At 72.7% G+C, this 13,448-nt stretch carries 15 protein-coding genes; 5 read left to right on the top strand and 10 right to left on the bottom strand.

The genetic code is table 11. The annotated features are described in order from the left end of the window. The first annotated feature begins 6 nt into the window (after positions 1 to 6). The gene (locus AC061S_RS11070; protein ID WP_478685705.1) at positions 7 to 1,113 is read left to right on the top strand and encodes a VanW family protein; all 1,107 of its coding nucleotides are present in this window, start codon (positions 7 to 9) and stop codon (positions 1,111 to 1,113) included. On the opposite strand, the gene AC061S_RS11065 is transcribed toward AC061S_RS11070, so the two are convergent. From AC061S_RS11065 to AC061S_RS11055, 3 genes are read right to left on the bottom strand one after another with little or no spacing between them, the layout of a single operon-like run. Beyond that, complete coding sequence (locus AC061S_RS11065) at positions 1,110 to 2,081, bottom strand: NAD(P)-dependent alcohol dehydrogenase (protein ID WP_478685704.1); 972 nt, start codon at positions 2,079 to 2,081, stop codon at positions 1,110 to 1,112. The genes AC061S_RS11070 and AC061S_RS11065 overlap by 4 nt on opposite strands. After that, positions 2,078 to 2,311 (bottom strand): helix-turn-helix transcriptional regulator, encoded by a 234-nt coding sequence (locus tag AC061S_RS11060; protein ID WP_478685703.1) that lies wholly within the window; start codon positions 2,309 to 2,311, stop codon positions 2,078 to 2,080. The genes AC061S_RS11065 and AC061S_RS11060 overlap by 4 nt, the downstream gene beginning before the upstream one ends. Further along, the gene (locus AC061S_RS11055) at positions 2,305 to 2,736 is read right to left on the bottom strand and encodes a hypothetical protein (protein WP_478685702.1); all 432 of its coding nucleotides are present in this window, start codon (positions 2,734 to 2,736) and stop codon (positions 2,305 to 2,307) included. The genes AC061S_RS11060 and AC061S_RS11055 overlap by 7 nt, the downstream gene beginning before the upstream one ends. Before the next feature lie 170 nt (positions 2,737 to 2,906). Between AC061S_RS11055 and AC061S_RS11050 the strand changes: the two genes are divergently transcribed. The 4 genes from AC061S_RS11050 (at position 2,907) to AC061S_RS11035 (ending at position 6,585) form a co-directional block, all read left to right on the top strand. Further along, positions 2,907 to 3,551 (top strand): hypothetical protein, encoded by a 645-nt coding sequence (locus AC061S_RS11050; protein WP_478685701.1) that lies wholly within the window; start codon positions 2,907 to 2,909, stop codon positions 3,549 to 3,551. 117 nt (positions 3,552 to 3,668) lie between these two features. Beyond that, positions 3,669 to 3,935, top strand: a complete 267-nt coding sequence (locus AC061S_RS11045) for a ferredoxin (protein ID WP_478685787.1) — start codon at positions 3,669 to 3,671, stop codon at positions 3,933 to 3,935. Further along, positions 3,928 to 5,322, top strand: a complete 1,395-nt coding sequence (locus AC061S_RS11040) for an NAD(P)/FAD-dependent oxidoreductase (protein ID WP_478685700.1) — start codon at positions 3,928 to 3,930, stop codon at positions 5,320 to 5,322. The genes AC061S_RS11045 and AC061S_RS11040 overlap by 8 nt, the downstream gene beginning before the upstream one ends. A 24-nt stretch (positions 5,323 to 5,346) precedes the next feature. Then, positions 5,347 to 6,585: a cytochrome P450 gene (locus tag AC061S_RS11035; protein WP_478685699.1), complete on the top strand. Its 1,239-nt coding sequence runs from the start codon at positions 5,347 to 5,349 to the stop codon at positions 6,583 to 6,585. Between the two features lie 60 nt (positions 6,586 to 6,645). Here AC061S_RS11035 and AC061S_RS11030 read toward each other — a convergent pair whose 3' ends face one another. From AC061S_RS11030 to AC061S_RS11000, 7 genes are all read right to left on the bottom strand, one after another. Next, on the bottom strand, positions 6,646 to 6,897 hold the full coding sequence (locus AC061S_RS11030; RefSeq protein ID WP_478685698.1) for an EF-hand domain-containing protein: 252 nt from the start codon (positions 6,895 to 6,897) through the stop codon (positions 6,646 to 6,648). 54 nt (positions 6,898 to 6,951) lie between these two features. Continuing rightward, positions 6,952 to 7,917, bottom strand: a complete 966-nt coding sequence (locus AC061S_RS11025; protein ID WP_478685697.1) for an NHL repeat-containing protein — start codon at positions 7,915 to 7,917, stop codon at positions 6,952 to 6,954. A gap of 130 nt (positions 7,918 to 8,047) precedes the next feature. Further along, positions 8,048 to 8,923, bottom strand: coding sequence for an ABC transporter ATP-binding protein (locus AC061S_RS11020; RefSeq protein WP_478685696.1), 876 nt, complete (start codon positions 8,921 to 8,923; stop codon positions 8,048 to 8,050). Then, positions 8,920 to 9,894 carry an ABC transporter ATP-binding protein gene (locus AC061S_RS11015; protein ID WP_478685695.1) on the bottom strand — a complete coding sequence of 325 codons (975 nt, stop codon included), beginning with the start codon at positions 9,892 to 9,894 and terminating at the stop codon, positions 8,920 to 8,922. Before AC061S_RS11015 ends, AC061S_RS11020 begins: the two co-directional genes overlap by 4 nt. Further along, entirely contained in the window at positions 9,891 to 10,784 is an 894-nt protein-coding gene (locus AC061S_RS11010; RefSeq protein ID WP_478685694.1) for an ABC transporter permease, read from the bottom strand. Before AC061S_RS11010 ends, AC061S_RS11015 begins: the two co-directional genes overlap by 4 nt. Beyond that, on the bottom strand, positions 10,781 to 11,761 hold the full coding sequence (locus AC061S_RS11005) for an ABC transporter permease (protein ID WP_478685693.1): 981 nt from the start codon (positions 11,759 to 11,761) through the stop codon (positions 10,781 to 10,783). Before AC061S_RS11005 ends, AC061S_RS11010 begins: the two co-directional genes overlap by 4 nt. Continuing rightward, a complete protein-coding gene (locus AC061S_RS11000) occupies positions 11,758 to 13,437 on the bottom strand; it encodes an ABC transporter substrate-binding protein (protein ID WP_478685692.1) in 1,680 nt (559 codons plus the stop codon). The genes AC061S_RS11005 and AC061S_RS11000 overlap by 4 nt, the downstream gene beginning before the upstream one ends. Between the last annotated feature and the right edge of the window lie 11 nt (positions 13,438 to 13,448).

Below are 13,448 nucleotides of genomic sequence, written 5' to 3'. Positions count from 1 at the left end.
AGAGACATGCGACGCGCCCACGGCCGTACGGCCACCACGCGGATCGCCCTGATATCGGCCGGTACGGCCGCCGTGCTCGGCCTCGGCGGCCTCTCCGCCGGTTCCGCGGCCGCCGCGGGCACGCCCGCCCCGGACCGGACCGCCGAGTCCACGGCCACTGCCGCCGCCACCGCCGCCCCGGCCCCGGCCCCGGAAGCCGTCGGACAGCAGGTCCTCTCCACCTTCACCGTCGCCTATCCCGCCGCGCCCTACCGCACCCACAACATCGCGCGCGCCGTGGAACTGATCAACGGGGCCGTCGTCGAGCAGGGCGACGTCTGGAGCTTCAACCAGGCGGTGGGCGAGCGGACCGAGGAGAACGGCTTCGTCGACGGCATCATGATCAACGACGGCCGTTACGTGAAATCCCCCGGCGGCGGGGTCTCCGCGGTCGCGACGACCATGTACAACGCCATGTTCTTCGCGGGCCTGAAGCCCGTGGAGCACGGGGCCCACTCCTTCTACATCGAGCGGTACCCGGAAGGCCGCGAGGCCACCGTCGCCTGGGGAACCCTCGACCTGCGCTGGCAGAACGACTCGGGGCATCCCGTGACCGTCCGGGCCTCCTCCACCTCCACCTCGGTGACCGTCACCCTGCTCGGAACGAAGCAGTACGACGAGATCCGCGCGACCAAGGGCCCGCGCACGAACGTCACGCCGCCGGCGAAGCGCACCGTGACCGGCCCCACCTGCGAGGCGCAGACCCCCCTGGAAGGGTTCGACGTCTCCGTCGACCGCGTCTTCGTCCGCGGCGGCCACGAGGTCGGCCGCGAGACCTTCCGTACGCACTACACGCCGCGCGACGAGATCATCTGCGCTCCGGAGTCCCCCACGGCCACGCCCGGCGCCACTCCGTCGGGCTCCCCCGGGACCCCTGCCGCGCCCGCGGCCACCGCCGCACCCGGCACGCCCCACGCGCCCGGCACCTCCGGCGCACCCGGCACGCCGGCCGCGCCCACCACGCCGGCCGCGCCCGGCGCCTCGGCCGGCTCCACCACTCCGAACGCGTCCGCCGCGCTCACCGCGCCCACCCCGTCCACCCCGTCCGGCACCGGTGCGGCGCCCACGCCTTAGGGCGTGATCAGGACCTTTCCGCGGGCCTCTCCCCGGTGGAGCCCGGCGATGGCGTCGGGGGCCTCGGCGAGGCTGCAGGTGCGGTGGACGGCCGGGGACAGGGTGCCGTCCTCGACGTGCCGCCCCAGGACCTCCAGGTCGGCCTGGCGTTCGGCGGAGATGAACCCCTTGAGGCCATGGCGCACGAAGGGGTTCAGCAGCGCGGCCCACAGGACTCGGCCCATGCCGCCCAGCCAGGGGCCGCCGCCCTCGCCGCCGACGATCACGAGCGTCCCGCGCGGGGTCAGCGCGCGCCGGAGCCGGGCCAGGGGGCGGTTGCCGGCGATGTCCAGGATGAGGTCGTAGCGCAGGGCCCCGTCCGTGAAGTCCTGGCGGGTGTAGTCGATGACCTCGTCCGCGCCGAGCCCGCGCACCAGCTCCGTCTTCGTGGTGCTGCACACTCCGGTGACGTGCGCCCCGTACGCCTTGGCCAGTTGCACCGCGAAGGTGCCGACCCCGCCCGCGGCTCCGATGACCAGGACCCGCTGCCCGGGTCGTACGCGCCCCGCGTCGCGCAGCGCCTGGAGGGCGGTGAGCCCGGAGATCGGGAGGGCGGCCGCCTCCTCCAGGGGCATCCCGGCGGGCTTGTGCGCCAGCTTGTCCTGCCGGGCGGTCGCGTACTCCGCGAAGGAGCCCTCGCAGATGCCGAACACCTCGTCCCCCACCAGGAAGGCGGTCACCCCCTCACCGACCGCCTCGACCCGCCCGGAGAGCTCCCGGCCGCGTACGGGCACGCTGGGTGCGCGCAGTCCGTAGCCGAGGAGCCGCAGCAGGTAGGGCTTGCCGCTCATGAGGTGCCAGACCCCCGCGTCCAGGGCGGCGGCCCGGACGGCTATGAGCACCTCTCCCGTGCCCGGTCTCGGCGTTTCGATCTCCCTGAGCTCCAGCACTTCGCTGGAGCCGTACGTGTCCTGCACGATCGCCTTCACGGCGCCGTCCCTTCCTCGTCCCCATATTGGAATACCCGTTCGAGCGGTACGGCGAAAACGCGGGCGATCTTGAAGGCCGTCTCCAGTGAGGGCGAGTAGCGGCCCTTCTCGATGGCGATGACGGTCTGGCGGGTCACGCCGATGCGCTCCGCCAGCTCCGCCTGGGTCATCTCCCCGCGCTCGAAGCGCAGGATCTTGATCCGGTTCGTGATGCCGGTCGGCTTCACCACGACTGGTATCCCCAGCGGTAGGCGGCGAGCTTGACGGCCGAACCGAGCACCGCCGAGAGGACGAAGCCCAGGTAGAGGGCGTTCGAGATCCAGAAGTGGTCTGCGCCGGTCATCGAGAGGATCAGCGCGGTCACGGCGCCGATGACGAGGAAGGACTGCCCGGCGTGCTCGCCGAGGCGGCCGATCTCCTTGTCCCGCTGATCCCTGACGTCGGCCTCGGCGGGCTTGGCCGCCGACACGGCGATGTTGAGGAGGAGCGCGGCAACGCCGGCGCCCCCGACCGTCCGGAGCAGCGGCGTGACGTACGGGACCTCCGTGAGGGGGACGCCGTCGCCGGACCCGCCCAGCACGAGGGCCAGGTAGACCCCGTACCCGGCGATCGCGACCACCCCCATGATCCATGCACGCTTCTCATCGAAGGTCACGACCGCACCCACCCCATGTAAAAGAACTTTGACATCACGAAGGTAAAAGAATCCACACCTGGTGTCAATGATTCCTTACATGGGTCCCGCGGGAGCGGGGCCCGGCCCCCCTGTCACCCGGGCGCGCGGCCCCACTGGCACCCAGGCCGTACCCCGGGCTTGCTGGACGGATGAGACTAGGAGCACCGGGGACGCCCCCGGGACAGAGCCTGAGCACCCCCAGGGCGGCGGGGCTCGCGGGGATCCTCTTCGCCGTCCTCATGGCTGCGGCGATCGTGCTGGCCCGGATCGGCCTGCCCGAGGGAGGCGGCGCGGCCGAGATCGAGGTCACCCCGGGGCAGCGGGACGCGGTGACGACAGCGCTGGAGCTCGTCCCCTTCGCGGGCATCGCCTTCCTGTGGTTCATGGGCGCGCTGCGGGAGCACTCCGGCGAAGCCGAGGACCGGTTCGTCGCCACCGCCTTCCTGGGCAGCGGGCTGATCTTCGTCGCCAGCCTCTTCGGCGCCGCCGCGGCAGCCGGGACCGTACTGGACGCCGATCAGCCCCAGGAGTTCGGCCGCCACTTCGCCTACACCCTGCTGACCACGTACGGGATGCGGATGGCCGCCGTGTTCGTGTTCGCGACCTCCACGATCGGCCGCCGGCTCGGGGTCTTCCCGCGCCCGCTGGCCCTGGCCGGGTACCTCGCCGGCCTGGTGCTGCTGGTGGCGGGCTCCGCCGTGCCCTGGTCCGAGCTGGTCTTCCCGGCCTGGGCCCTGCTCGTGAGCCTGTACATCCTGCGGTCGGGCCGGGGCCGCCCCCGCCCGGCCCCCTGACGGGCGGGGCGGGGGCCGAAACCTCACTCCGATGGCCGCCGCGGACGGGCCCCCGGACACCACCGCGCGCACGCTGGTCCGGGAAGCCCAGGGGGGCACCGAAAGGACCACACCTTGCTGAGGCTCGTCGTCGATCTCAACCGGTGCCAGGGATACGCGCAGTGCGCCTTCCTCGCCCCCGACGTCTTCGCGATGCACGGGGACGAGGGACCGCTCTACGATCCGCAGGCCGAGGAGGCCCAGCGCGAGCGCGTGGCCCAGGCCGCGGCCGCCTGCCCCGTGCAGGCGATCCTCGTGGACGATCTGGACCGCTCCAACGGCACCGCCCCGCGTACCCCGGCGGCCGCGACCGCTGCCGCGGGCGGGGAGGCCTCCGATGGCTGACACCGCGCTGGACCAGCTGAAGCGCTCCGGCCGGATCGTGGTCGTCGGCGCCTCGCTGGCCGGCCTGCGCGCCGCCGAGGTCATGCGGGAGAAGGGCTTCGCCGGCTCACTGACCCTGATCGGCGACGAGCAGCACGAGCCGTACGACCGCCCGCCGCTGTCCAAGCAGGTGCTGCTGGGCAAGGCCGACGCCGACCACACCCTGCTCCCCCGACGGCGCGACATCGACGCCGAATGGCGCCTCGGCGTCGCGGCCACCGGGCTCGACATGGCGGCCCGTACGGTCGAGCTCGCCGATGGCGACGAGGTCCCGTACGACCGTCTCCTGATCGCCACCGGGGTCCGGGCCCGGCCCTGGCCGAACGAGGCCGAGGGCGAGCTCGGCGGGGTCTTCACCCTGCGCACCCGCGAGGACGGCGCGGGCCTGGCCCGCGCGCTGGCCGCCGGACCGCGCCGGGTCCTGGTCATCGGCGCCGGGTTCACCGGCTCCGAGATCGCCTCGGCGTGCCGGGAGCGCGGGCTGGACGTGACCGTCGCCGAACGCGGCGACGGCCCCCTGGTCGGCGCCCTGGGCGGGGTGATCGGGGCGGTCGCCGCCGAGCTCCACCGGGAGAACGGCGTGGACCTGCGGACCGGGATCATGGTGACCGCGCTGGAGGGCGACTCCACCGGCCGAGTGCGGGCCGCGCACCTCTCCGACGGCACCACGCTGGAATGCGACGTGGTGGTCGTCTCGCTCGGCGCCCAGCGCAACACCGAGTGGCTGACCGGCTCCGGACTCGGCGCGGGTCCGCGCGGCATCGCCTGCGACGCGGGCTGCCGGGCCTTCGACCTCCGCGGGATCGTCACCGACGACATCTACGTGGCGGGCGACGTGGCCCGCTCCCCGCACGCGCTGTTCGGCTACCAGTTCCTCTCCCTGGAGCACTGGGGCAACGCAGTGGCGCAGGCCGAGACCGCCGCCCACAACATGATGAGCGAGAGCACCGACCGCCGACCGCACCTGTGGGTGCCGGCGTTCTGGTCCTCGCAGTTCGGGGTGAACATCAAGTCCGTGGGCGTGCCCTCCATGGGCAGCGAGATCATGTTCACCCAGGGCTCCCGGGCCGAGCGCCGGTTCACCGCGGTCTACGGCTACCAGGGCCGGGTGATCGGCGCGGTCACCTTCGACAACGGGCGCTGGCTGCAGTTCTACGAGAAGCAGATCGAGGCCTGCACGCCCTTCCCGCCCCCGTTCACCACGGTGGACCGGCGTCCCGACGGGCAGCGGCCGATCCCGGCCGACTTCCCCGACCCCTCCGTGCCCACGCACGGCCCGACCATCACCCTCAGCGGGTACTCGCCGGCCGACCGCCGGATCGCCACCTTCACCCCCGCCGGGCACTGACCCGCACGTTCCCGGAGGACCCCCATGGCCCACGGCATCCTGAGCCAGATCCTGGACTATTCCAGCCGCGCGAACCCGTACCCGCTGTACGAGGAGCTGCGCAAGACCCCCGTCTTCCACGACGGGACCGGACCGTACGTCATCAGCACCTACTACGACATCCAGAGCCTGCTGCACGACCCGCGGCTCAGTTCCGACGCGCGCAACCTGGCCGCCACGGCCGGGGACCCGCTGGCCGAGGGCGGGGAGTCGGAGGAGACGGCGCTGCCGCCGAGCTTCCTGAAGCTGGACCCGCCGGAGCACGACCGGCTGCGCCGGATGACCAACCGGCCCTTCGGGCCGCCGCACTCCCCGCGCCGCGTCGACGGGATGCGGGGCGGGCTGAAGGACATCGTCACCGGCCTCATCGACAACCTCGGGGACACGGAGAACATCGACCTCGTCGACCAGTTCGCCTACCCGTTCCCGGTGACGATGATCTGCCAGCTGCTCGGCGTACCGCGCGAGGACGAGCCCAAGTTCCACGTCTGGGCCGACACCCTCGCCGCGAGCCTGGACCCCGATCCGGACGCCGATCCCGCCGAGCGGCAGCGCAAGACCCACGACTCCCGCATGGAGCTGGGCATGTACCTGGCCGGGCTGATCGAACAGCGCCGCAAGGATCCCGGCGAGGACATGCTCTCCCAACTGGCCGTGGGACACGGCCCGGACGAGTCCATGTCCACGATGGAGCTGCTCAGCACGTCGGCCCTGCTGCTGATCGCCGGCCACGAGACCACGGTCAACCTGATCACCAACGGGATGCTGACCCTGCTGCGCAATCCGGACGTGCTGGCGCAGCTGCGGCAGGAGCCCGGTCTGGCCGTGCCGCTGGTGGAGGAGCTGCTGCGGTTCGAGCCGCCGGTGCAGCTGCTGCCGCAGCGCACCCCGCTCGTGGACATCGAGGTCGGCGGGGTCACCATCCCCAAGGGCTCCTCGATGTGGCTGATCCTGGCCTCGGGCAACCGGGACCCGAACCGCTTCGAGAACCCGGACCGCTTCGACCCGCACCGCAAGGACATCCAGCACCTGGGCCTGGGCAGCGGCATCCACAGCTGCTTCGGCGCCCCGCTGGCGCGGCTGGAGGCCCAACTGGCGCTGACCGAGCTGGCCCGGCGGCTGGAGAACCCGCGCCTGCTGGAGGATCCGCCGCCCTACCGGCAGAACGCGGTGCTGCGCGGGCCCCGGCACCTGCGGATCGCCTGCGACGGGATCCGCGACTGATCCAGGGTCCAGGGTCCAGGGTCCAGGGATCAGGGTTCAGGGTTCAGGGCCCGCTCGCGGCTACCAGCCGAAGCGGCGGTCGACCTCGCGCTCGAACTCTTCGAAGGTCAGTACGTCGTCGCCGTCCGCGTTCGCCTGGTCGAAGAGGGCCGAGGAGGTGTCCACGTCGCCCACGGCCCAGAAGGGCAGATCGCCCTGGGCGGCGAGGGTGGGGCCCTTGCTGCGCAGGGCCGTGATCACCTCCACACGGGTCAGGACCCCGTCGCTGTTCAGGTCGAGCGCGTCGAAGAGCTTGCGGGCCTTCTCACTCATGACATGGTCCTTCCCCCGGGAGGCCGGCGGACGGAAGCCCGCCGGACCGACAGCCTATGACCGTCCCCGCAGAAGTGGACCACCGGGGAGGGTCCGGGTGGGCGGGATCGCCAGGCCCGTGGGCGTGTTCAGGCCGGTGACGGGGAGGGTGGTCTGCCCGCTGCCGTCCGGGGCGAGGCGGACCACCCGGTTGTTGAAGGCGTCCGCGACGTAGAGGCGGCCCCGCCCGTCGAGGGCCAGGCCCAGCGGGTCGTTCAGCCCGGCCGCGGGGACGGTGCTCTGGCCGGAGCCGTCGGCCGCCAGCCTCAGCACGCGGCTGTTGCCGGTGTCGGAGACGTAGAGGTTGCCCGCCGGGTCGAGCACGATGCCGGCCGGCTGGGAGAGCCCCGTGATGGGGAGGGTGCGCTGTCCACCGCCGCCGGCCGGGAGCGTGACGACCCGGTCGTTGACGAAGTCGGAGACGTAAAGGGAGCCTGCGGAGTCGAAGGCGAGGCCCCACGGGTGAAGGAGTCCCTCGGTGGGAACGGTGCGCTGCCCGCTGCCGTCGGCGGGTACCTCGACGACGCGGTCGTTGAAGCTGTCGGCGATGTACAGGTCGCCGTCGCCGTCCAGGGCCAGCCCGAGGGGGCGGGACAGGCCCTCGGTCTCGACGGTGACCTGGGGGCCGCCGTCCGAGGGGATCCGTACGACCCGGTTGTTCCCGGTGTCGGCTACGTAGAGGTCACCCGCGGCGTCGACCACCATGCCGGTGGGCCGGACCAGGCCGATGGCGGGCACCACGGCCTGGCCGCCGCGGGCCGGCAGCCGCAGGACCCGGTCGTTGCCGTAGTCGGAGACGTACAGCGGGCCGGGCGCGGCCCCCGGTCCCGGGTCGGAGGCGGCCGCCGTCCCGGCGGGGCCGACCCCGATCGCGCACAGCGCCAGCAGCACCAGGACGGAGCCCGCCCTCCGGCCGGCGGCGCGGCCCGCGCGGCTCGCACGGGCAGTGGGCAGCGTCTCGGGAACTGCGGAACGGGGCACGGCGCACCTACCTGTCCTGGTCGTCCGGCCGCCGAGGCTAGCCCCGGCGACGCGTCGGCTCCCGGGCACCACGCCACGTCCCGGCCGCCTTGCACACGGACGGCGGGGCGGCGGGGCGGCCGGGGTGCGGCTACCCGAGGGGGTCCAGCTCGCGGCGGCGCCGGCTGATCGAGTCGGGGTCCCAGCCCGGACGGGGTACGGAGGCCAGCAGCAGCCGGGTGTAGGGGTGCGCGGGATCGGTGAGGAGCTCGGTGACCGGGCGGTGTTCCATCGTGCGGCCGCGGTACATGACGAGCGCCTCGTCGCAGACGTAGCGGACGACGGCCAGGTCGTGGCTGACGAAGACCAGGCCGATCCCGGTGTCGCGCCGGATGTCGGAGAGCAGGTTGAGCACCTGCGCCTGTACGGAGACGTCCAGGGCGGACACCGCTTCGTCGAGCACCAGGACGGCCGGTTCCACGGCCAGCGCCCGGGCGATCGCGGCGCGCTGGCGCTGCCCGCCGGAGAGCCGGCGGGGCAGGGCGGCCGCCTCGCGGTCGCCGAGGCCGACTTGGGCCAGCAGTTCCCGTACCCGGGCGGCCCGGGCCGTCCGGTCGGACATCCCGTGGAGCCTGAGCACGCCGTCGACCGTCGCGCCGATGCTGATCCGCGCGTCCAGGGAGAGGTAGGGGTCCTGGAAGACGATCTGGACCGCCTTGGCGCGGGCCAGCCGGGCCGGCCTCCCCCGTACGGAGGCCGCCGGCGGCCGGCCCTGGACCAGGATCTCGCCCGCGTCGGGGCGTTCCAGGCCGATCAGCATCCGGGCCGTGGTGGTCTTGCCCGATCCGGACTCCCCCACGATGCCGAGCGCCCCGCCGGCCCGCACGGAGAACGAGAGGTCGTCGACCGCGACGACCTCCGTCCCGCCGGTCCGGTAGGTCTTGCGCAGTCCGGTCACCCGGAGGAGTTCCGCGGGAAGCTCCGGGGGTAGTTCCGGGGCGGTGTCCTTGCTCGGACGGTTGCTCAACTGTCCTCCTTGGGGCCGATTTCGGCGGCACGGTGGCAGGCGACCTCGGCCGGTCCCTGCCGCAGGAGCTCCGGCGGGGACTGGTCGCAGCGGCCCGGCTCGGCGAACCGGCAGCGGGGTGCGAAGGCGCAGCCGGGGGCCGACTCCAGGAGGCCCATCGGGGCGCCGGGGATGGGGGTGAGGCGGGCGAGGGGGCCTTCGAGCGGCGGGGAGGATCCGAGCAGGCCGGCGGTGTAGGGGTGCCGTGGGGAGGCGAAGAGTTCCGCCACGGGCGCCGTTTCGACGATCCGGCCCGCGTACATCACGTAGATCCGGTCGCTGACGGAGGCGGCGAGCTCGATGTCGTGGGTGATGAGGAGGAGTCCGAGGCCGCGTTCGCGCTGGAGCCGGCCCAGGACGGCCAGGATCTCGGCCTGGGTGCTGACGTCGAGCGCGGTGGTCGGCTCGTCGCAGAGCAGGAGCCGGGGTTCGGCGGTGAGGGCCGCGGCGATCACGACGCGCTGGAGCATGCCGCCGGAGAGCTCGTGCGGGAACTGGTTCAGGTGCCGGGCGGGGTCGGGCAGGCCGACCGCGTCGAGCAGTTCGGCGGCCCTGACGTTCGCCCGGGCCTTGGACCAGCCGTGCACCAGGCGCAGCGGTTCGGTGAGGAAGTCCCCGACCCGGCGCACCGGGTTGATGGCGGCCCGGGGGTCCTGGTAGATCATCGCCGCTTTGTTCGTGCGGACCTCGCGCAGGCTCGCGGGGGTGGCGCCGACCAGGTCGGTGCCGTCCACGCGGACCCGGCCGCCGGTCTCGGCGCCCGGCGGGAACAGGCCGAGGGCGGCGCGGGCGGTGACGGACTTGCCGGAGCCGGATTCGCCGACCAGGGCGACGACCTCGCCGGCCGCGACGGTGAGGCTGACGCCGTCGAGGAGGGGGCGGGCCATCGCGGGGAGGGTGACGCGCAGGTCTTCGTAGGCGAGCAGTGTCATCGGGAGTCCCTCCCCGCGAGCCGGTCGCCGAGGTCTTCCCCGACGACGTTGAAGGCGACCACGACCAGGACGACCGCCACGGCCGGCGCGATCGCGGAGAGCGGCTGGCCCTGCAGGACGGCCGCCTGCCCCTGGTTGATCATGGCTCCCCAGTCGGGGGTGGGCGGCTGCACGCCGAGCCCGAGGAAGGAGAGGGCGGCGAGGTCGAGCAGGGCGTAGCCGAAGTTCACCGTCGACTGCGCGAGCAGCGTCGGGGCGATGTTGGGCAGCAGCCTGCGGACGGTGACGTACAGGGGCGAGTGGCCCTGTACCTGGTAGGCGGCGATGTAGGGCCGGGACTTCTCCCGGACGGCCAGCCCCCGTACGAGGCGTGCGGTGTACGGCATGTAGGCGATGGCCATGGCGATCACCGGAGCCGTCATCCCCTTGCCGAACAGGGCCACCGCGAGGATCGCGAGGAGCAGCGCGGGGAAGGCGAACAGGACGTCGAGGACCCGGCCGACGGCGGTGTCGATCCAGCCGCCGCGCCAAGCGGTGAACAGGCCGACGGCGACGCCGAGGACGGTGGAGAACAGGACGACCGCGAGCGGACCGGCCAGGCTGGTCCGGGTGCCGACGATGAGCGCCGAGAGGGTGTCGTGGCCGCCCTGGTCGGTGCCCAGCCAGTGCTGGGCGCTCGGTCCCAGGAGGGTGTCGCCGAGCTGTCCGAAGGTGGGGTCGTACGGGGCGATCCAGGGGCCCAGGATCGCGACGAGCACGAACAGGACGAGGAGCGCCAGGCAGGTCCGCTGGAGCCGGCTGCCGCCGAGGCGGCGCAGCCGGGCGAGCTGGTCGCGCCGGGCGCGGGCGGTGCGGGCCGTCGTGGCGCCCGTTTCGGGAAGGGTGCTCATCGGGCGCTCCCCGCCGCGGCCGTGCGCGGATCGATCAGCGGGTGGACCAGGTCCACGAGGGCGTTGACGACGACGAAGGCGGCCACCACCAGCAGCACGATGGCCTGGACGACCTGGAAGTCGAGCTGGTCGACGGACTGCACCAGCAGGGAGCCGACGCCTGACATTCCGAAGGCGGTCTCGACGATCGCGGTGCTGACCAGCATGCCGGAGACCAGGAGCGCGGAGACGGTGACGATCGGTCCGAGGGCGTTGCGCAGGACGTGCCGCCGGATGACGGTGCGCCGGGGTGCTCCGCGGCTCAGGGCGACCTCGACGTGGTCGCGGCTCAGCTCGTCGAGCATGGCCGAGCGGGTCACGCGGGTCACCAGGGCGGTGAAGGTGACGGACAGGGCCGCCGCCGGGAGGACCACGTGGTGCAGCCGGTCCATGAGGCCTTCTCCGTTGCCGATGGTGGGGAACCAGCCCAGCTGCACCCCGAACACCGACCTGAGCAGCAGGGCGGCGACGAAGGCGGGTGCGGCCGCGCCCACCGTGACCAGGAGCATGAGGGAGCGGTCGGTGCGCGAGCCCCGGCGCAGCGCGCCGATGATGCCGGAGCCGATGCCGAACACGGCGATCATCAGGCCGGATACGGCGATCAGCAGCATGGAGGAGGGCAGCCGCGACCAGATGACCGCGGAGACGTCCTGGTGGAAGAGGTAGGAGCGGCCGAAGTCGCCGTGCAGCACCCCTTCGAGCCAGTTCCAGTACCGGACCAGGAAGGGTTCGTCGAAGCCGTACTGGCTGCGGAGCGCGGCGAGGTCCTCCGGGCTGGGGCTGCGTCCCTTGACGAGGAAGCTGGCCGGGTCGCCGGGGGCGAGGAACAGGGAGGAGAAGACGAGGAAGGAGGTGACGAGCAGGGTCGCCGCCATGCCGGCGAGCTTGCGGAGCATCCGTACGGCGCGGGCCGTCGCGGCCGTCGCCGCGGCCGTCATCCCTTGGCTCCGATCTCGGCCGCCCACGGGTAGTAGAGGTAGGCGATGGAGGGCTGGACGCCGGTGATCTTCTTGCCCATGAAGACGCTGACGGGCAGGGTGTAGAGGGGCAGCCAGGGCAGTTCGCGGGAGGCTATCTTCTGCGCCTCGGCGTTGGCGGCCGCGTGCTCGGCGGGGTCGTAGGCCCCGACGGCCTTCTCGACGGCGGCGTCGAAGGCCGGGTCGGACCAGTTGCCGTAGTTGCTGAAGGCGCCGGTCTCCAGTGAGCCGAACATGTCCAGCGGGTCGGTGATGGACGTGTACCAGAAGGTGAGGAAGAGGTCGATGCCCTCGCGGGCCGCTGGGTCGGTGAAGAGGGTCGTGTACTTCTCCGCGGAGAGGGAGTCGATCCGCGGCTTCAGCCCGATGGCGGTGGCGGCCTGGGCGATGGCCTGGGTGATGATCGTGGTCTGCGAGTCCAGCGGGCTGGTCGCGATCACGATCTCCTGGCCGTTCACTCCGGCCTCGGCGGCGAGCGCCTTGGCCTTGGCCGGGTCGTACGGGTACTTCGGCAGGTCCTTCATGAGCGCTTCGCGGGTCGCGGGGGGCGCGTCGGCCCACAGGTTGTCGGTGACGAGCGAGTCGGAGACCTCGCCGACCCCACCGGCGCCGGCCTTGACGATGCCCTCGCGGTCGGTGGCCATGAGGAGGGCCTGGCGGACCTTGGGGTTGCCGAGGGGGCCCTTGAGGTTGGCGACCACCTCGTCGGCGACGGTGGTGTTGCGGCCGAAGTAGAGCCTTCCGGCCTCGGTGGAGCCCAGTTGGGTGTAGGCGTTCGGCGGGACCATCCAGCCGCCGTCGACCTCGCCGCTCTGGAAGGCGTTGACGCGGGTGGTGGCATCGGCGAGGAAGACGAACTTCACCTCGCCGGACTTGGCCTTCAGCTCCTGGTTCCAGTACCCGTCGAACCGCTTGAGGGTGAGGGACTGGCCGGAGGTCCAGGAGGCGAAGGAGAAGGGGCCGGTGCAGTTCACGCCGGTCTGCGGATTGCCGTAGTCCTTGCCGGACTTGGCCAGAGTCGCGGCGGACTCCACGGTGCCGGGGCCGGCGGCCAGGTACTTGTTGAAGGTGGAGTCCGGCTTGGTCAGGGTGACGGTGACTTCCAGCGGGCCGGTCTTGTCGATGGACTTGACGTTCTTGTACTGGTTCGCCCAGACGCTGCCGGTCCCGGGGTCGAGGTTGCGGCTCAGGGAGGCGACGACGTCGTCGGCGGTGAGCACCGTCCCGTCGTGGAACTGCACGCCCGGGCGGATCTGGTACACCCAGGTGGTGGGCGTGGGGTTGGCGTACGAGGACGCGAGGCCCGGGGAGGTCGTCAGGTCGGGGTTCCAGCGCAGCAGGCTCTCGCAGACGTTGGAGAGGATCTGGTTGGGCGGGAAGTCGAAGGAGTACGCGTAGTCGATGGTGGTCGGCTCCGCGTAGACGGACCAGGTGAAGGAGTCCACGTTCCCGGCGGCGGCGGGCGTCTTGTCCGTGATCTCGTACGCGGTGGCCCGGTCCGCGTCCTTGTCGGGCGCGGCGCCGCCGCAGGCGCTCGTGACGAGTACGGCGGCCGCGGCGAGGGCGGCTGCGGCGCTGGTGCGGAGGCGGGGGGCGCGGCCGCGGTGCAGGGGGGATCCCGATCGGGTTGATGACATCGTCTGACTCC

This window comes from Streptomyces sp. CA189, assembly GCF_056428985.1.
This window is presented reverse-complemented; position numbering and strand designations above follow the sequence as displayed.